The 15,849-nt window shown below is 33.2% G+C and carries 22 protein-coding genes and 1 riboswitch; of the genes, 13 read left to right on the forward strand and 9 right to left on the reverse strand.

The features are described 5' to 3' along the window. The coding region (locus ACZ2V4_RS03845) for an Ig-like domain-containing protein (RefSeq protein ID WP_490514516.1) at positions 1–1,442 on the reverse strand (1,442 nt) is incomplete at its 3' end. Between the two features lie 625 nt (positions 1,443–2,067). Then, the gene (locus ACZ2V4_RS03850) at positions 2,068–2,865 is read right to left on the reverse strand and encodes a thermonuclease family protein (RefSeq protein WP_420493871.1); all 798 of its coding nucleotides are present in this window, start codon (positions 2,863–2,865) and stop codon (positions 2,068–2,070) included. A gap of 124 nt (positions 2,866–2,989) precedes the next feature. Here ACZ2V4_RS03850 and ACZ2V4_RS03855 point away from each other — a divergent pair, with 124 nt between their 5' ends. Beyond that, the gene (locus ACZ2V4_RS03855; protein WP_420493872.1) at positions 2,990–3,190 is read left to right on the forward strand and encodes a hypothetical protein; all 201 of its coding nucleotides are present in this window, start codon (positions 2,990–2,992) and stop codon (positions 3,188–3,190) included. Next, complete coding sequence (locus ACZ2V4_RS03860; protein ID WP_101042218.1) at positions 3,187–3,435, forward strand: hypothetical protein; 249 nt, start codon at positions 3,187–3,189, stop codon at positions 3,433–3,435. The genes ACZ2V4_RS03855 and ACZ2V4_RS03860 overlap by 4 nt, the downstream gene beginning before the upstream one ends. 123 nt (positions 3,436–3,558) lie before the next feature. Here the strand turns inward: ACZ2V4_RS03860 and ACZ2V4_RS03865 are convergent, their stop codons facing one another. Further along, on the reverse strand, positions 3,559–4,089 hold the full coding sequence (locus ACZ2V4_RS03865; RefSeq protein ID WP_219492833.1) for a hypothetical protein: 531 nt from the start codon (positions 4,087–4,089) through the stop codon (positions 3,559–3,561). A gap of 98 nt (positions 4,090–4,187) precedes the next feature. Further along, positions 4,188–4,289, forward strand: a riboswitch (SAM riboswitch). 73 nt (positions 4,290–4,362) lie between these two features. Here ACZ2V4_RS03865 and ACZ2V4_RS03870 point away from each other — a divergent pair. Beyond that, positions 4,363–4,584, forward strand: a complete 222-nt coding sequence (locus ACZ2V4_RS03870; RefSeq protein WP_101037149.1) for a hypothetical protein — start codon at positions 4,363–4,365, stop codon at positions 4,582–4,584. Positions 4,585–4,650: 66 nt separating this feature from the next. Here ACZ2V4_RS03870 and ACZ2V4_RS03875 read toward each other — a convergent pair whose 3' ends face one another. Both ACZ2V4_RS03875 and ACZ2V4_RS03880 read right to left on the reverse strand, forming a co-directional pair. Continuing rightward, a complete protein-coding gene (locus ACZ2V4_RS03875) occupies positions 4,651–5,802 on the reverse strand; it encodes a zinc-dependent alcohol dehydrogenase (protein ID WP_219492834.1) in 1,152 nt (383 codons plus the stop codon). A 179-nt stretch (positions 5,803–5,981) separates the two neighbouring features. Next, positions 5,982–6,158, reverse strand: a complete 177-nt coding sequence (locus ACZ2V4_RS03880; RefSeq protein ID WP_219492835.1) for a hypothetical protein — start codon at positions 6,156–6,158, stop codon at positions 5,982–5,984. A gap of 306 nt (positions 6,159–6,464) precedes the next feature. Here ACZ2V4_RS03880 and ACZ2V4_RS03885 point away from each other — a divergent pair, with 306 nt between their 5' ends. Together ACZ2V4_RS03885 and ACZ2V4_RS03890 are read left to right on the forward strand one after the other, a co-directional pair. Continuing rightward, the gene (locus ACZ2V4_RS03885; protein ID WP_101037153.1) at positions 6,465–6,944 is read left to right on the forward strand and encodes a hypothetical protein; all 480 of its coding nucleotides are present in this window, start codon (positions 6,465–6,467) and stop codon (positions 6,942–6,944) included. Positions 6,945–6,953: 9 nt separating this feature from the next. After that, entirely contained in the window at positions 6,954–7,166 is a 213-nt protein-coding gene (locus ACZ2V4_RS03890; protein WP_101037155.1) for a helix-turn-helix domain-containing protein, read from the forward strand. Positions 7,167–7,184: 18 nt separating this feature from the next. Here ACZ2V4_RS03890 and ACZ2V4_RS03895 read toward each other — a convergent pair whose 3' ends face one another. Continuing rightward, positions 7,185–7,685 (reverse strand): DUF3885 domain-containing protein, encoded by a 501-nt coding sequence (locus ACZ2V4_RS03895; RefSeq protein WP_413474733.1) that lies wholly within the window; start codon positions 7,683–7,685, stop codon positions 7,185–7,187. A 951-nt stretch (positions 7,686–8,636) separates the two neighbouring features. Between ACZ2V4_RS03895 and ACZ2V4_RS03900 the strand changes: the two genes are divergently transcribed. Both ACZ2V4_RS03900 and ACZ2V4_RS03905 read left to right on the forward strand, forming a co-directional pair. After that, positions 8,637–8,954 (forward strand): PadR family transcriptional regulator, encoded by a 318-nt coding sequence (locus ACZ2V4_RS03900; RefSeq protein ID WP_413474732.1) that lies wholly within the window; start codon positions 8,637–8,639, stop codon positions 8,952–8,954. Continuing rightward, the gene (locus ACZ2V4_RS03905; RefSeq protein WP_413474731.1) at positions 8,954–9,493 is read left to right on the forward strand and encodes a DUF2812 domain-containing protein; all 540 of its coding nucleotides are present in this window, start codon (positions 8,954–8,956) and stop codon (positions 9,491–9,493) included. Before ACZ2V4_RS03900 ends, ACZ2V4_RS03905 begins: the two co-directional genes overlap by 1 nt. A gap of 14 nt (positions 9,494–9,507) precedes the next feature. Here the strand turns inward: ACZ2V4_RS03905 and ACZ2V4_RS03910 are convergent, their stop codons facing one another. Next, positions 9,508–9,654 (reverse strand): hypothetical protein, encoded by a 147-nt coding sequence (locus ACZ2V4_RS03910; protein WP_157820230.1) that lies wholly within the window; start codon positions 9,652–9,654, stop codon positions 9,508–9,510. Positions 9,655–9,971: 317 nt separating this feature from the next. Between ACZ2V4_RS03910 and merA the strand changes: the two genes are divergently transcribed. The 3 genes from merA (at position 9,972) to ACZ2V4_RS03925 (ending at position 12,715) form a co-directional block, all read left to right on the forward strand. Continuing rightward, complete coding sequence (gene merA / locus ACZ2V4_RS03915; RefSeq protein ID WP_420496122.1) at positions 9,972–11,294, forward strand: hypothiocyanous acid reductase MerA; 1,323 nt, start codon at positions 9,972–9,974, stop codon at positions 11,292–11,294. Positions 11,295–11,437: 143 nt separating this feature from the next. Next, complete coding sequence (locus tag ACZ2V4_RS03920; protein WP_420496123.1) at positions 11,438–11,896, forward strand: RrF2 family transcriptional regulator; 459 nt, start codon at positions 11,438–11,440, stop codon at positions 11,894–11,896. A gap of 384 nt (positions 11,897–12,280) precedes the next feature. Next, entirely contained in the window at positions 12,281–12,715 is a 435-nt protein-coding gene (locus tag ACZ2V4_RS03925) for an Hsp20/alpha crystallin family protein (RefSeq protein ID WP_219492840.1), read from the forward strand. A 173-nt stretch (positions 12,716–12,888) separates the two neighbouring features. On the opposite strand, the gene ACZ2V4_RS03930 is transcribed toward ACZ2V4_RS03925, so the two are convergent. Next, positions 12,889–13,125 carry a hypothetical protein gene (locus ACZ2V4_RS03930; protein WP_219492842.1) on the reverse strand — a complete coding sequence of 79 codons (237 nt, stop codon included), beginning with the start codon at positions 13,123–13,125 and terminating at the stop codon, positions 12,889–12,891. 260 nt (positions 13,126–13,385) lie between these two features. Between ACZ2V4_RS03930 and ACZ2V4_RS03935 the strand changes: the two genes are divergently transcribed. The 3 genes from ACZ2V4_RS03935 to ACZ2V4_RS03945 all read left to right on the forward strand — a co-directional run bounded on the left by ACZ2V4_RS03935 (position 13,386) and on the right by ACZ2V4_RS03945 (position 15,375). Further along, positions 13,386–13,607 carry a helix-turn-helix domain-containing protein gene (locus ACZ2V4_RS03935; protein WP_219492844.1) on the forward strand — a complete coding sequence of 74 codons (222 nt, stop codon included), beginning with the start codon at positions 13,386–13,388 and terminating at the stop codon, positions 13,605–13,607. A 63-nt stretch (positions 13,608–13,670) separates the two neighbouring features. Further along, entirely contained in the window at positions 13,671–13,973 is a 303-nt protein-coding gene (locus ACZ2V4_RS03940; RefSeq protein WP_219492846.1) for an ArsR/SmtB family transcription factor, read from the forward strand. Between the two features lie 67 nt (positions 13,974–14,040). Next, the gene (locus ACZ2V4_RS03945; RefSeq protein ID WP_490514517.1) at positions 14,041–15,375 is read left to right on the forward strand and encodes an NtaA/DmoA family FMN-dependent monooxygenase; all 1,335 of its coding nucleotides are present in this window, start codon (positions 14,041–14,043) and stop codon (positions 15,373–15,375) included. A gap of 132 nt (positions 15,376–15,507) precedes the next feature. Here the strand turns inward: ACZ2V4_RS03945 and ACZ2V4_RS03950 are convergent, their stop codons facing one another. Beyond that, on the reverse strand, positions 15,508–15,687 hold the full coding sequence (locus ACZ2V4_RS03950; RefSeq protein ID WP_490514519.1) for a DUF3139 domain-containing protein: 180 nt from the start codon (positions 15,685–15,687) through the stop codon (positions 15,508–15,510). Positions 15,688–15,849 lie beyond the last annotated feature (162 nt).

Consider the following 15,849-nt stretch of genomic DNA (forward strand, 5'->3'; position numbering starts at 1 on the left):
GGTGCTTCTGTTGTCGGCGCTTCTGTTGTCGGCGCTTCTGTTGTCGGCGCTTCTGTTGTCGGCGCTTCTGTCGTTGGTACTTCCGTTGTCGGTGCTTCTGTCGTTGGTGCTTCTGTTGTCGGTATTTCTGTCGTTGGCGCTTCTGTCGTTGGTGCTTCCGTTGTTGGTTCTTCTGTTGTTGGTTCTAGTTCTTCTTTAATATTTGTAATCTCATGTATAACTTCTGCTTGATTTCTGAAGTCGAGCACAATTTCCTGCGTATCCCCACTTACGTCTGCTTTATATCCATCTGGAAATACAATCTCTTTAACTGAATATGTGCCACCTTTAATTTCGTTAAACGAGAGTTGTCCGTTGTCATCCGTCGTACCTTCAGCAACAACCTCCTCTGCTTTGTTCGTAAGCGAGAACTTTGCACCTGCTAAGGGAGTCTTATTGCCTTCTTTATCTACTCCAACTTTGTTGATCGTCAGCTTACCATTATATTTCGCTAGCTCTCCTTCAATATTTCCTCCGGCGCTAATATTTTTAACAGTGGCATTACTTACTTCATTTTGTTGCACGCCATTCTTATCAATGTAATTGGTTGTAGCTCCATTACTAAATTCGTCTAATGAGCTATCAACAATCTTTGTATTGTAATATACCATCAGCTGCGTGTAATTCGGCTGATTGAAGCGAATATTGAAGCTATCTTTATTGATATACACTTCTCCGTATTGAGCCTCAAAATCTGCTTTTGACAAAGAGATAGTTGACTGACCCTTCGTGGTTACTGTGAACTGAAACGAATCTACATCATATGCCTGACCTTCGCCTAACTTATCTGTTATCATAGCAGGATCCCCTTGACGGAAATAATCCTGCTTATTGTTGAAGCGAATCGCCCAGCTCACTTGATTAGGAGCATCGGGCAGAATCTGGCCGCCTTTAAAGAAAGTTTCGTTGGATACGCCTGCTTCTCCATATACTGGATTGTCAACTGTGATTGACTTTGTAATTGCAGTGTTACCAAAGTTTAAGTTCTTTTGTTTCGTGCCTTGCTCATCATCATTAAATTCAGTCGTGAAATAGAACTGGCCTTTAATGTTTGTGAGATCCTTTACGTTTTCATTGAATGTGCATGAAATATTATTTGTAGTGACATTACAATTTCCTAGAACTTTACCATCAGCGTTTGAAAGGTTCATACTCGTTTCAAATCCTTTCAGTTCATCCGGCAACTGAACAAGCATCATATCTCCTGGTTCAATCTTTCTACCTGACGCATCAAAATCCACTGTAATTTTAACACGATCTCGATTTGTGAATGTAGTTTTTTCATTTTCTATCTTAATATCTTTTATTATATTTTGAGTTAAATCTTGAGCTAACGTTACATTTGGAGTTGCCAAAGATATAATCATGGACAATACAACAAAAATAAACAATATTTTTTTCATTTTAAATCTTCCCCTACTCATTTTTTGAACACTATTTGAATTATACAAAAAAAATAAATAAAAACAAGAAAAAATTCACAAAATATAGAAATATACTTTACCTATTTTTAATTATTACAAAAAGGAAGTTATTATATAATAAAACTTCAAACTCTTTAAAATCTAATAAAACTCTTTAATAAGGGTTTATAATAGGTTTTTTACATATATTTTTGTTATATTCACATAATAAAAATATATGTAATTATACTCTAAAAATTTTGCTATTTTGTGACATAAATCACTGTATTTTGTGAATGTTTTCATACGGTGAATTTTTATAATGAAACTTTCGAGAGTATATTGTCTTTTTTATTCTCTAAAAACACATTGTATAAATAGAACAATTATACTTATAACACATTGTTTCTATATAGAAGTCGAAGTCACAAATGATTAACTAAACTTAAAACGTCTTACAGATTTCCTGTAAGACGTAGTTTATTAGTATTGTTATAAAACAAAGATATGGCGCGCTTCGTCTACGACCTACTAAAAAAGCGGAAGAATTTCCTGTAGTAGCTCACATTCTATAATATTCTTCAATTCTGATTGTACAAAAAAAGCAATCCCATCAGGATTGCTTTTAGTTATTCTTCATCCATGGCTGGTATGCTACGTTTGATGCTTCACAAGCAAGTTTGTCTTTATCACGATCATGTTTCTTGTTATAAGAGATATGATGAATTGTCACGCCATATGGATAGGATTTTTTCATTGCCGTACAATTTTTAAATGTCTTCGGTGCACCTTTACGATATTTTGAAGTTGGATAGCCAGCTTTTGTTGCAGGCTGTTTCGCAACTGGTTTTGCAGCTGGCTTAGGTGCTAGTTTTGATGCTTGTTTAACGACGGGCTTCTTCGGATTATAGATAAATCCTTCACCACGTGTATTCACATACCCAGGAATCGACCAGATACGAAGTTTCTTAGCCTTCGCAACCGACTCGGTTTTCTTAAGTGCATTTAGATAATACTTCTGAGAATAGACGTAGCCTATACGTGCATATCCTGAACGTACCATTTCATCATTGACTAAACGATTGTTGGCATATAGATATACAAGATGACGGCCATAACGGTCTGTCTTTTGATTGTTATCATACTGCATCGAAAGATTCGCATAACGTAAGTAGCTATCCAAATACTTCCCCGCTTCTACCGCATATGGCTGGACAGGTTTCTTTGGATCCTTCGATTCAGGTGTATCAATAAGCAACAAACGAAGTGTGATTGCTTTATTACCTTGCTTAACACGTACAGTATCACCATCAACTACTGATACAAACTTCACCGGAATTTTCTTTGAAATGGCGTGTGATTGAGTAGCTGGATAAAAAGAAAACAATAATAATAAAATAGTAAAAATTTTAATACGCTTCATTTTTTCCTCCAGAATAATTTATTTTACTATTATTATAATCAACTTGTACGAAAAAGATAGACTATAATTTAATATTTTTTATTTTTTTGTTAAAATATAGAAAATACTGTTAGGAGTCTTGATAATGGTGATTAAAGTCTTATTCTTATTCAACTTTATAATCATATCCATCGTTTGGGTCGCTGGCAGCTTGATATTTGCAGCGACAGGAAATAGAAGTTTATCAGAAGCATATGTCGATGGCCTCGGTGTATGTGCATTTTACTACTTCTTCTTAAGCGTGTTTGTATATATATTCTATATTAGAAAGAAGGTTCCGGAATGATTGAAGAGCAAAAGAAAAATAAAATTGAAATGGTACAAAATATATTCCTAGGGTTATTAGGACTTGGTTTAATAATTAAAATATTTATCCCTGTGTTTGAATATGTTATGGACATTGCAGCAGTTGGTTTAGTGACTACACTGCTTTATAAAGCAACGCTGGAAAAACATACAGGTAAAGCCTTTTTATATTCATTGCTGTTACTTTTAATATTTATATTAATATTTACACAACGTATGAATTAAAATAACCATCCCATAAATTATTTATGGGATGGTTATTTTTCACATATATCCACGCAATAATGCCAGACACGATATAGAGTACAATTATACTCTATGCGATTATAATTTTAATTGTCTTATTCGTTACTTACCATACCACTCTGCTTCCGATATCACTTCATTTATATCGAAGTCGTGTGCATATTCTCGTTCAAACTCACGCTTGATCCATTCAATGACTGATGTATCTTCAGAGATGATATCAATATAGAATGGACTGAGTCTAATGAAAGTCTGCTCGTTATACAAATAACTGATAAATGGATGGTTTTCTTTAACTTTCGTATATTTGATATAGTTTACCGCATCTGATTGACTCAGATGATTAATATTCGCCATCATCACTACTAGATCATAGTGCTTCTGTTCTATCTTATATTCCTGATAATTTGAAATATTCAATACTGTCCATAACCTGAAATTACATTTATTGTAGGCACTTGATAAATATAATAAATTAACATCTCCACCAAAGATATGACCCACTAATCTTCGATATTTAAAATACGTTAAACGCGATTCGTAAAACCTCACGCGATGTTGATTCTTAAACTGCATGAATGGCGACAACTGTTTATTTAAAATATCATATCCAGCACTAATAATAGATGACATGGTGTCACTCCTTCCACTATAATCCATATTTTAATAATATATATATTTTTCAACTTTAGCAAAGTATGTTATAATAAATATACAAAAAAATAGCTCGTATCTTATTTAGAGTAGGTGGAGGGACTTGGCCCTATGAAACCTCAGCAGCAGGCTTATGCACTGTGCTAATTCCAACAAGATGTAATCTTGAAAGATAAGAAGTTCTTAACAAAGCTCTTCTTACTTTAAGATGAGCTTATTTTTATTGTAATCATTTTATAAGGAGTGTTTTGTATGAGAACAAGAGCAGATGTATTAGCAGAATTGTATGAGGTAAGAAAGAGAAAGCCGAATTCCTATGCTTCTAATATGCATAAGGTCGGCAAGATCAATGAGCTGGAACGTGAACTTAGAGAAATCGAAACAGAGCACCAGCTTCCTTCCGTCAGTAAAGAACGAGAGAAGAAAATAGAGTTTGTCGTAGAGGGCCTAAAGATTACGATAGAGCATATATAGAAAAAGGAAATCTCAGTGATTGATCATCACTGAGATTTCCTTCTATATTTAAACGCTTGCTATCATCTATTCAGGCTTAAGTATAACTTTGATATTGTTGTCTTTCTTCTTATCGAATACTTTATAAGCTTCATCAGCTTTTTCTAGCGGGAAAGTATGGGTGATGATCTCTGTAGGATCAAATACTTCGTCTTTAATCATCTGATAGAGTTTAGGCATCAAGTGAATTACAGGTGCTTGTCCACTTGTCACCCTAACGTTACGGTTAAAGATCAGATCAAGCGGGAAATTATCTGCAGGAGTACCGTAGATTCCGGTAAGCTGGATTGTACCAAATTTTCTTACAGATTCAGCAGCTGTAATGATCGGGCTAATTGTGCCACGTTGCTGAGAACGTCTTGATAACTTCGGTTCTGGACTTGATTGTTGCCCGTCCATACCTACACAGTCAATGACAACATCTGCGCCACCTTGTGTCTTTTCTTTAAGCAACTTTCCAATTTCTTTCTCTTCATCAAAGTTATACACTTCAGCACCGTTATACTTTTTCGCATGATCAAGACGGTGTTGTACATTATCGATTGCAATAACTCTTTCAGCACCTTTTAATTTTGCGAACTTCTGTGCCATTAATCCAATAGGACCACAACCTAACACAATTACAGTGTCTCCTGGTTTAACGCCTGCATGTTCTACACTCCAGTATGCAGTAGGTGCAACGTCTGATAAGAATAATACCTGCTCATCCTTTAAGTTATTATCTGGCACCTTAAATGAAGAGAAGTCAGCATGTGGTACTCTTAAATACTCTGCCTGTCCACCCCAATGATTGCCATGAAGGTTACCGAAACCAAATAATCCGCCGTTATCTAACTTCCAGTTAGCAGGCGTCTCATTAGAATTATCACATTGAGATTCCATGTCATGCTGACAGTAGAAACATTCACCACAGCCAATATTAAAAGGAATAACGACACGATCACCCTTCTTCAGGTTCTTTACATCCTTACCTACTTCTTCGACAATCCCCATAGGTTCATGTCCGATAACAAAACCAGGTTCCATGAATAAATCACCTTGGTGATATAAATGTAAATCTGATCCACAAATACCTGAAGCTGTTATCTTAATAATCGCATCAGTGGATTCGATAATCTTAGCATCTTCGACTTCTTTCGTTACCATCTTCTTGTGTCCTTGATAAGTTACTGCTTTCATATATAGAAACCCCCATCTAGTACAAATTTTGAATCTGTTACTATATACCTCTTTTACATATTTCAAAACATGTATTTTATGAAAGTGTATGCCTAAGCAAGCATACAATAGAAGAGAGACGGTGGCGGAGTAAGTAAGAAAATTTAAAAGTAAGGATTACTGTTACTATCATAATATCTTTATTTCTTTAAATTCCTAGCATCATTAAAATCCGCTCCACCAAAGGCCGCTTTTTCATAAGTTTCGTCTTCTCTCCCCTTTAGACCCGGTGCATCAAAATCAGTATTACCCGTGCGGCCAGCAGGATTATGTTCACCATGGTGCTTTGGTGGCCAGTTATTATTTCTCTCGGTCATAATATTTTCTCCTTTGCATTTAAAATTTAAATTTCATATATTGTATTGAAAGTAAAAATTAAAACACAAATTGTAACTATCCTATATTTATTACATTAAAATAAATTTCATATTATACGATAATTTTCAATATACAACAATGATTTATCAGCCATTTGTACAGTCCACCTAAATAGATAGTCCCATAAAAATATTCCCGCTTTCGATATCACATATATAATTTTTTATCGAAAAACAATAAATTTATTGTTTTTCGATAAATATAATGTTATATTTTTATTGATAAACGATAAAGGAGAGATTTTAATGAATAAAAGTATCACATCTTTAAAGTTCACAAAGTACTTTGTAATTTTAGCATTTATTGTCACACTACTTACTTCTATAGTGACGATTTCAGAATTCTTCTCAAATTCAATTAGTAATGATCTATGGCATTTTTCAAATCGAGGTTTATATTACTTTGGAATCTATATTATTCAATGCATAATTTTATTAATGATTTTAATATTCACTTTTCAACTTATGCAAAAAGTGGATATTGCAGATTATTTTAATACAATCAATCATGATAAATTAATGCTCATTGCGATATTAACGATTGGCTATGGAGGTCTTAACTTAGCTAAGAAATATCTTAATGCATCTGTAGAATATTCAACATTATTAAATACTACAGTAGAAACAAATCTGTTATTATTTATTTTAGGTATAGTAATTCTTTCTTCACTATTTATATACGAAGAATCAAAAAAAATTAAAGAAGAAAACGACTTAACAATATAGGTGTATACTATGATCAAAATAAAGTTAGATGAAGTATTAAAAGAGCGAGGTGTTTCTTTAACTGAATTATCAAAGGCGGTTGATGTTACAATCGCAAATCTATCCATATTAAAGACTGGAAAAGCAAAGGCAGTTCGTTTTAGCACTTTAGAAGCAATATGCGACTATCTTGATTGTCAGCCTGGTGATATTATTGTCAATGAAAAGAAGGTATCTGAGTAATTTTCAGATACCTTCTTTTCATTTCTTATATATGACAACGCCCCGATCATCATAGGGGTAGTAAAATATATCTTCATCTAAATTTGTAATTATTGTTAAAACAGATGCTTTTCTAAAGGTTTGAGATTCATACGCAAAATCTTGATAACAAATATCTTTAACTAATTTTTGTAAATTCAAATCACGTTTGTTAATAATATATGCATATTGATGACAATTATCACTTAGTTCATTATGATAGAGACTAAAATTAAATCGTTCAAATTGCTTAAAATACTTTATTAAATTTAAACGATAATACCTATCTTTATATGCAACACAAAATATTATCTTTATCTGTTCAACATCTTTGAATAAAACATGAAAATAATCCGCCATTTCAAATCTTACCTGTTCAAATACAGCGTGATTGAGTTTATCATTATCTATAAAACGACTTTGATTTTTTACGAGTTCAATATGTTCGAACTCTAAATTTTGTTCGATAATATCTCTGGACATAAATTGATAGTAATCCATAAAGCCTCCAATGTCTGTTATGTTATTACATATATATTAATTTGAATCAATTTTAAGTTGGAGATTTCCTATGCGCAAACTAGAAGTTATCCCGTATAATTCTGACGAGACATAATATCCTAGAATAAAAGTAAAACTATTATATATACTATATGCATTAGCTAATGAATTAAACTTTTCTATCGATTTATTTTCCTAACATTATATTCTTTAATAATAATTAAAACTATTATGAAAAACACTAAAAAGGGAATAACATTATTAGATATTTCATACCATTCCCACACATTTCTTGTAGTTAAATAGCTCATTAAAAATTGAATGAGTATAATACTGAAAAATCCTCCTAAACCAGTGTAAACAACATCTTTATTTGTTTTCATACTTAATAAACATTCCTTTATATTTTTATATATAATTATAAACACATTTGTTAAAATATCACAATTTTATTTTTTGAATATTAACTCCTCTTACATTACTTCTCTATGTTCTATAAAAGCTTCTGCCAATGCCTATATATGTTCCTTATACTTTAAACTTCTATCCTCCCTATACAATGTAAAAATTTGAATAGAAGCTAAATTACAATTATCATCTAATTTATCATTTTCATTAAAATACACTGGAATTAGAAATGGAAAGTCTTTATGTAAATCTCCCTTCCTATTCAGATCTTCATAAAGTATAACTGCAGGTATTAAAGCATCAATTTCAACAGTCATTATCATATGATTAACATTGTCTATACTCTAACCTTAAAAAGTTATTCATCTTTATTTCTCCTTACTCTATTATTTATGGTATCTTCTCGGCAATTGCATTCCTATATATAGCAGCAATTTGTATTTAACACTACACATTTCTCAATATCAATTAAAATCCAAATATTTCTTACATAAATTTCAAATATAACGTAATATATCGTGGTACGATATAATGAAGTGCGATATGAATAATCAAATTGCTTTAACAGAAAGTGTGTACTACATTTTATTATCTTTGGAAGAATCTTTGCACGGTTATGGCATCATTCAAAACATTAAGAAAATCTCAGATAATCGTATTGATATGGCTGCAGGTACTCTAAATGGAGCACTCAATACTTTAATCAAGAAAGACTGGATAGTGCTTGTTAACGATGAAGGTCCTAAAGGGAAAAAAGAATATCAGATTACTTCTACAGTATCTGAAGAGATACAACAAGAAATTATTCGACTCAAGGAGCTTGTATCTAATGGAGAAAAATATTTGAGAGGTGAATTATAATGGAAAAGATCATAAGAAAGTTCTTTATTCAGACAAGTGCTGATAAGGAAGAAAAGTGGTTAAATGATATGTCACATAAAGGATACATACTAAAAAAGGCCACATTAGGTAAGTATACATTTGTAAAGACAGATAAAAATTATAAGATCCGATTAGTATATTTGCCAGAAGACAAAAATGACTTTATACACTTTATAGAAGAAGGTAATGTAAAGTGTATTTCAGAAGTTAATAACTGGGGGTATTTTGTAAAAGAAGTAGATAATCTTGATGATGAATTTGAAATATTTACGGATATTGATTCAAAGATTGAACAGAAAAACAGTGTGTTAAAGTGCATTTCAATTATGTTTTTGTGCACATTAGGACCATTTTCCGCTACATTATCGCCAATTATATTAAATGACACGTTGAGTACAACTCTAAAATTGTTTATCAGCATGATTTATTTCATCATCATCTTACTTTTCGTATTTATGATTCTGAAATTATTCAATCAAATTAAAAAGCTGAAACAAGAGAGAAATATCCAGGAATGAGACACCAAACCAGTTCATTTATCTTTGCCACTTGAATAAAATGCTTGGGCAAAGGCATATCCAAACAATATACCAAATATAACTGAATCAAAAACGAGCGCGAAAGGGATTGAAAACATTATAAAACTACTTAAAAACTGTTTGTCTTTAAATTGATTCATCTTTCGTACTCCTTCTTATTAAACTTTAAAGTTGTTAGTCTATAAATTATATCCAAATTATGTATTTAAAACAAATTATGATCACTTTAGAAGATTTGTAATGATATTAAGATATTGCTGTACGTTTCACTGATAATTATCATTTTTCAGTAAATTTATCCAATTAAGTGCAGGCAATTCACAGAGATGAGTTTTTAGTTGAATTTAAAGAACTTATATGTTTAAATGTAACTATTAAAGTTACATTTAAACAATGGATTATCATCAAAATATTTATTTTTGATTTACATGAACTTACTTATTGACGGAGGGATAAAATGAAAAATTATGATTTATTAATTTTAGGTTTTGGTAAAGGTGGTAAAACACTCGCAAAAGCAGCTTCATCTCTAGGAAAAAAAGTGGCAGTTGTTGAGCAGTCAAAAAAAATGTATGGTGGCACATGTATCAATATCGGATGTATACCATCTAAAACATTGGTACACGAAGGTTTACATCATAAATCATTCAATCAGGCATTTGAGCGCAAGGACGAAGTTGTATCTGCCCTTAATGAAAAAAATTATCATAATTTAGCAGATGATGAAAATATAACAATATTAGATTACACGGCTAAATTTAAATCCAATACTGAAGTATATTTATTAGATAATCAAGATAACGTTGTAGATACATTAACAGCAGACAAAATTGTCATAAATACCGGTGCAACTCCTGTTATTCCTGATATTCAGGGGATTAAAGAATCGAAATACTTATATGATTCCACAGGAATTATGAATCTAAGCAAACAACCGAAACGACTAATCATTATCGGTGGCGGCTATATTTCATTGGAATTTGCTTCTATGTTTTCTAATTTCGGCACAGAAGTTACCGTGTTAGAAGCTAGTGACAAACTAATGGTAAAAGAAGATGAGGAAATCGTATCACATGTAATTAAAGATTTAGAGGATAAGGGTATAAAATTCGAGCTTAGTGTTCAAACCAAAAAATTTGAAGATAAAGATAATTATACAGTCGTCAAAACAAACAAAGGAGACTTTGAAGCTGATGCGGTACTGCTTGCAGTTGGCAGAACACCAAACACAGATTTAAATTTAGAAAATACAGATATTACATTAGGAGAACGCGGAGAAATAAAAGTTAACAGTCAGTTACAAACATCTGTTGAAGATATCTATGCTATTGGAGATGTTAAAGGTGGAATGCAATTCACTTATATTTCACTAGATGATTTTAGAATTGTTAAAGATAAATTATACGGTACAGGTACCCGTACTACTGAAAATAGAGGTGCTGTACCCTATACTGTATTTATAGATCCACCTCTATCTCGTGTGGGATTAACTGCTAAAGAAGCAAAGGATAGAGGCTATAATATTAAAGTAGGCAGACTTCCAGTAAATAGTATACCGCGCCATAAAGTTAACGATGATGCTAGAGGTTTATTCAAAGTTGTGATAGATGAAACAACTAATAAAATACTTGGCGCTACATTATATGGTTCTCAATCCGAGGAGATCATTAATATAATAAAGTTAGCAATTGATCAAAACATTGATTATTCAGTTTTAAGAGATAATATATATACTCACCCAACCATGATTGAGTCGTTTAATGATCTATTCAATGTTTAATTTATAATTGATTATCAAATCAATATCATCAAAAATTCCCATTTCCTGAACAAGTGTTATGATGAATCCTCTACGCTTAATCACAGGATTTTCCCGTGGAAATATATTATTTAAATGTAGATAGCGTTAAATGAAAAAAAGAGGTGGCTTTTATCAATCAACAGTTTAATATAGCTATTCATGTATTAGTATTTCTAGGTAAACATAGTAATGAACAGTTCTCGAGCCTGGAGCTATGTGAATCAGTCTGTGTACACCCTGTTCAGTTACGTAAAGTTATGCGTTTATTAAGTTCTAACAAATTAGTAGAAACAAGATACGGTAAAAAAGGTGGGTATAGAGCTATAGATGATTGTTTAAATATATCCTTAGCTAAATTATTCATGATATTTAGAGATGTAGATAATGACACTCGTATTTTTACTGGAAAAGAAGATAGTGACTGTAAAATATCAAGAAGTATGAGAACAACAATGTATAATTTTTCTGTAAAAGAATACGATCTATTAAAAGAATATTACAAAAATATTTATATAGGAGATATATTATCAGATATCAATGAGGGCAATACTAATGAAAAAAAGAATTTAATCCATAGTTAATTGACTAAATTCTATAGAGTTATTCCCATTGGTTTTGGAGTTTGTCATATAACATAATTTTAGTGTGATATAAACACACTAAAATTATGAATAAAAATTACACAAAAACTATTGACCTTTTTTGACCAATTTGATATAAATATAAGTGTAAGATATATAGTTTGTTTAGGAGGCGATTATATGACATTAAATCTTAATCAAATTAATCATCAAGGCGGTGCACAAACGCACAAACGGTGTTAGTTTTAAACATGCATTGAATGATCCTATGAATTTTGTTGAGTTTGAAACACATAATAGCTGGAATGAGTACCTCAAATCTTTGGAACTGATTAAATCAATTAATTTAAAAGTAAAATAAAAAATTACAAGGAGTGGTTTTCTATGGCTTATGAATTAGATCGTTTTAATAACAGTTTATTAGATATGACACCAAGCTCATTATTCAGAGATTTTAGCAAGCAATTCTTTAATACTCTACCAGATATGCAAAGTATGAAGACTGACATCGAAGAAAAAGATGATCAATATGAAATGACAGTCGAATTACCTGGTTATACAAAGGACTCACTTGATATTTCGTATAATAATGGTTATCTAACAATCAAAGCAGAAAATAACATTATAAATGAATCAACAGATGAAGAAGGTAAGATGATCCAGAAAGAAAGATCATACAGCAACATGCAACGTGCGTATGCACTAAGTAATGTCGATAGCGACAATATCCAAGCTTCCTTTAAAGACGGTGTCTTAAAAATAACATTACCTAAGATAGAAAAGACTATTAAAAAGTCAATTGAAATTAAAGAAGGATAGTTTTTAAAGGAAGTTTAGTTAAAATAACATGTAAACATCACTGAGAACATAATTCTCGGTGATGTTTTTTTGTATACAATTTCTAGATAACTGCATTCCTCTTGTGGCTATAGTTAAGGATAAATAGTAACTTCTGCTTAGCGAATTCACTTAGTCTCCCACCCTGCTTAAAACTAAGCCGTACCATCCAGGAAAGCAGTGACAAACAGCTCCCCTTTGCGCGTAACAGAGATGCGCATAGACGGAGATAGTTCTGTACCGATGAAATAATCGATGTGCAGTTCGATCATACACAGTTCAACAAGGAGACTAATAAGCTCAATATCCATCTGTGCGTTGAAGTAATTACGGTGTACATTGGATTTCATTTCAATTAATAGCATATGTATGTGATGCAGCGTATCGTCCATGGATGTCCTCCCTATGCCGTGGTGTAATTTTATAATATTTCGGTTGTTGAAATATAAGTAAGAAGTTGCGAATTTGGAAAGTTTTCACTAAACCACCTGTATGTACGATACAATGATTTATTGTGAATAAAAAACATACACATAATAAACCTTATATTATATAACAAATGAAATGTATTGCGTCATTTATTGCCAACATCGCAACTATCCCCAAACACATAACAAATATTGATACTTTCACGTAAAGTGAAGGTGATCAGATGGACAATATTACAGTTGCTGAGGCACTGAGGTGGCATAGAGAGAACCTAGACTATAGTGCGAAGGAAGTTGCCGCGCATATCAATGTGACCCCGTCGATCTATTCGAAGATTGAAAGTGGCAATCGCCTCGTGACGGTCCCAGAGTTTAAGCGTATAGCAGAATTGTTTGGCATGACGATGGAAGAACTATGTGTAATACCAAGCCGAAAGAAGAGATAGGTTCCCTATCTCTTTTTTGAGCCTATAAATTGACGCATCGTGAATTCACGATATAATAGCACTATGGAAAATGTAAAAATATTAAAAGCGCTAGCTCACCCTACGCGCCTACACATCTTGTCGCTCTTAAAATCGCCAGCGCAGTCATTTACTGCTTGTAACAATCTAGATAAAGATGCAGTGGGCATCTGTGTGCAAGAAATGACAATCGTTTTAAATATTTCTCAGTCGACGACATCACAGCACCTTTCAATATTGCACGATGCCGGCCTCTTAACTTCAACAAAGATTGGGAAATATACTTACTTTAAAAGGAATGAAACGATAATCCAGCAGTTCGCTGATTTTGTCTCAAAAGAAATATAGCATGTCTATATTTTTTTAATCAACATATCGTCAAATGACGATATATAAAAATATTAAGGAGCTTACGATGAAAAATACAAATAAACAAATGCTATTAGGTTTAGGATTTACAGGTGCTTTCGGAGCAAACGCGAAAGCCTGGAAAAGTGAAGGTTTTGATATTCACACATATCCCGATATTCAAGCCGATATTCGCTATGCCCAAATGGCCGAGCAAGGAAAGTTTCAATTTATCTTCGTCGGAGATTTCCCAGGAGCTGTGCCAAATGATCATACACAAGTCCCTTCAATGTCATTAGAACCTATCATCACATCTACAGCAATCTTACAACAGACAAAGCATATCGGGGTGGCATCTACAGTCCATACCCAGTGGAATTATCCATATACAGTAGCACGTCAGTTTAAAGGAATCGATCTGATGAGCAGGGGTCGTATAGCATGGAATGCCGTGACAGGTTCTAGTCAGGATGTTGCAGATAACTTCGGCGTAAACTTGATGGACAGAAAATCAAGATACGAAAATCATTATGAATTCGTTGAAGCCGTTCAACAATTCTGGGGAACTTGGGGTGAAGATGCACTGAAAGTAGATAAAGCTTCAGGCGTGTTTGCAGATTACAGAAAAGTAAACCCTGCTTATATTTCAGGAAAACATGTACAAGCAAATGGTGCCCTCGCCATCCCCCCTTCTCCACAAGGACAACCGGTGATCTTCCACTCTGGAGGATCACCAGACATCATTGCTTTTGCTGGACGATATGCAAGCGCAATGATTGGTGAAGTGTGGACAATCGAGCAAGGTGTGGCAACGCGCAATGCGCTAAGACAAGCGGCGATAGATGCCGGAAGAAATCCAGATGAAATTAAATTCATCGCAGGACTCATGCCCGTCATCGCAGACTCTAGACGTGAGGCACTGGATAGACACGCTAGTTTCATGGATGAAAATATCGTGCAGCAACGTGCTTACCATATCGGAATGGTGTTAGGAATCAGATTAACACCAGCTGACCTAGAAAGACCAATCCCTAAAGAACTATTAGACACAGTTGTGATCGATAGCTACTCTGACCCACGTATCGAGAACGTACTGAAAGTCGCACGAGAAGGATGGACATTACGCGATATCATCTATCATTCCGTTATCGACTATCATCCAGCAACGCTAGGCGATGCCAAAGAGACAGCTGACTTCTTAACTGAATGGTTTGAATCAGGCGCAGCAGATGGCTTCTGGATACTACCTGATGCCTATGAGACAGACTTCAAACGATTCGTAGACGAAGTCGTACCAATCCTCCAAGCACGTGGCGTCTTCCATAAAGACTATGAAGGCACGACATTACGCGAGAATATGGGCATCCCGTATCAATATGGATTAGATGAAAGATTGAGATAGAAATTAAGAAGAGACAGTCTTAGTATTAGGACTGTCTCTTCTTTACTTTCGATATCACTTCGAATACTTACCTCGTTCTTCACTATGTTTACCATATGCAATAGATAAAACTTTATCCTTCACATCTCTCATTCACATTTCATATTCTAAACCTGGTTCATCTTTAAAGACAATCTCTTCGTAAAATTTATTCAACTTCAAATCATAATGCGTTTCTCGTGTTTTTACTTCTTCTATTGCTTCTCTTTTTTCAAGGAATTTATCTACTATTTGATGTAAAGTGAAACGTTCATATGCGATATATCCACCAATAACCTATAGCTATTATAATAAATGCTGAAACCATGAATAATAGAATTTTCTTCATATACACACCTACTTTCAAAAATGAGTTTATGGCACTGCACCCTTACTAAGGGAGCTCAATAAAAACACTATTTTCTAGGCTGCTAATTTCCTATATTCTATAGGGGA

The sequence above is a fragment of the Macrococcus sp. CoH-51_TC_04 genome (genome assembly GCF_058188655.1).

Excerpts from the sequence above, each read along its gene's own strand:
- ACZ2V4_RS03850 (WP_420493871.1), bottom strand. The coding sequence starts at position 2,865 with ATGAAGCGTATTAAAATTTTTACTATTTTATTATTATTGTTTTCTTTT.
- ACZ2V4_RS03855 (WP_420493872.1), top strand. The coding sequence starts at position 2,990 with ATGGTGATTAAAGTCTTATTCTTATTCAACTTTATAATCATATCCATC.
- ACZ2V4_RS03860 (WP_101042218.1), top strand. The coding sequence starts at position 3,187 with ATGATTGAAGAGCAAAAGAAAAATAAAATTGAAATGGTACAAAATATA.
- ACZ2V4_RS03865 (WP_219492833.1), bottom strand. The coding sequence starts at position 4,089 with ATGTCATCTATTATTAGTGCTGGATATGATATTTTAAATAAACAGTTG.
- ACZ2V4_RS03870 (WP_101037149.1), top strand. The coding sequence starts at position 4,363 with ATGAGAACAAGAGCAGATGTATTAGCAGAATTGTATGAGGTAAGAAAG.
- ACZ2V4_RS03875 (WP_219492834.1), bottom strand. The coding sequence starts at position 5,802 with ATGAAAGCAGTAACTTATCAAGGACACAAGAAGATGGTAACGAAAGAA.
- ACZ2V4_RS03880 (WP_219492835.1), bottom strand. The coding sequence starts at position 6,158 with ATGACCGAGAGAAATAATAACTGGCCACCAAAGCACCATGGTGAACAT.
- ACZ2V4_RS03885 (WP_101037153.1), top strand. The coding sequence starts at position 6,465 with ATGAATAAAAGTATCACATCTTTAAAGTTCACAAAGTACTTTGTAATT.
- ACZ2V4_RS03890 (WP_101037155.1), top strand. The coding sequence starts at position 6,954 with ATGATCAAAATAAAGTTAGATGAAGTATTAAAAGAGCGAGGTGTTTCT.
- ACZ2V4_RS03895 (WP_413474733.1), bottom strand. The coding sequence starts at position 7,685 with ATGGATTACTATCAATTTATGTCCAGAGATATTATCGAACAAAATTTA.
- ACZ2V4_RS03900 (WP_413474732.1), top strand. The coding sequence starts at position 8,637 with ATGAATAATCAAATTGCTTTAACAGAAAGTGTGTACTACATTTTATTA.
- ACZ2V4_RS03905 (WP_413474731.1), top strand. The coding sequence starts at position 8,954 with ATGGAAAAGATCATAAGAAAGTTCTTTATTCAGACAAGTGCTGATAAG.
- ACZ2V4_RS03910 (WP_157820230.1), bottom strand. The coding sequence starts at position 9,654 with ATGAATCAATTTAAAGACAAACAGTTTTTAAGTAGTTTTATAATGTTT.
- merA (WP_420496122.1), top strand. The coding sequence starts at position 9,972 with ATGAAAAATTATGATTTATTAATTTTAGGTTTTGGTAAAGGTGGTAAA.
- ACZ2V4_RS03925 (WP_219492840.1), top strand. The coding sequence starts at position 12,281 with ATGGCTTATGAATTAGATCGTTTTAATAACAGTTTATTAGATATGACA.
- ACZ2V4_RS03930 (WP_219492842.1), bottom strand. The coding sequence starts at position 13,125 with ATGGACGATACGCTGCATCACATACATATGCTATTAATTGAAATGAAA.
- ACZ2V4_RS03935 (WP_219492844.1), top strand. The coding sequence starts at position 13,386 with ATGGACAATATTACAGTTGCTGAGGCACTGAGGTGGCATAGAGAGAAC.
- ACZ2V4_RS03940 (WP_219492846.1), top strand. The coding sequence starts at position 13,671 with ATGGAAAATGTAAAAATATTAAAAGCGCTAGCTCACCCTACGCGCCTA.
- ACZ2V4_RS03945 (WP_490514517.1), top strand. The coding sequence starts at position 14,041 with ATGAAAAATACAAATAAACAAATGCTATTAGGTTTAGGATTTACAGGT.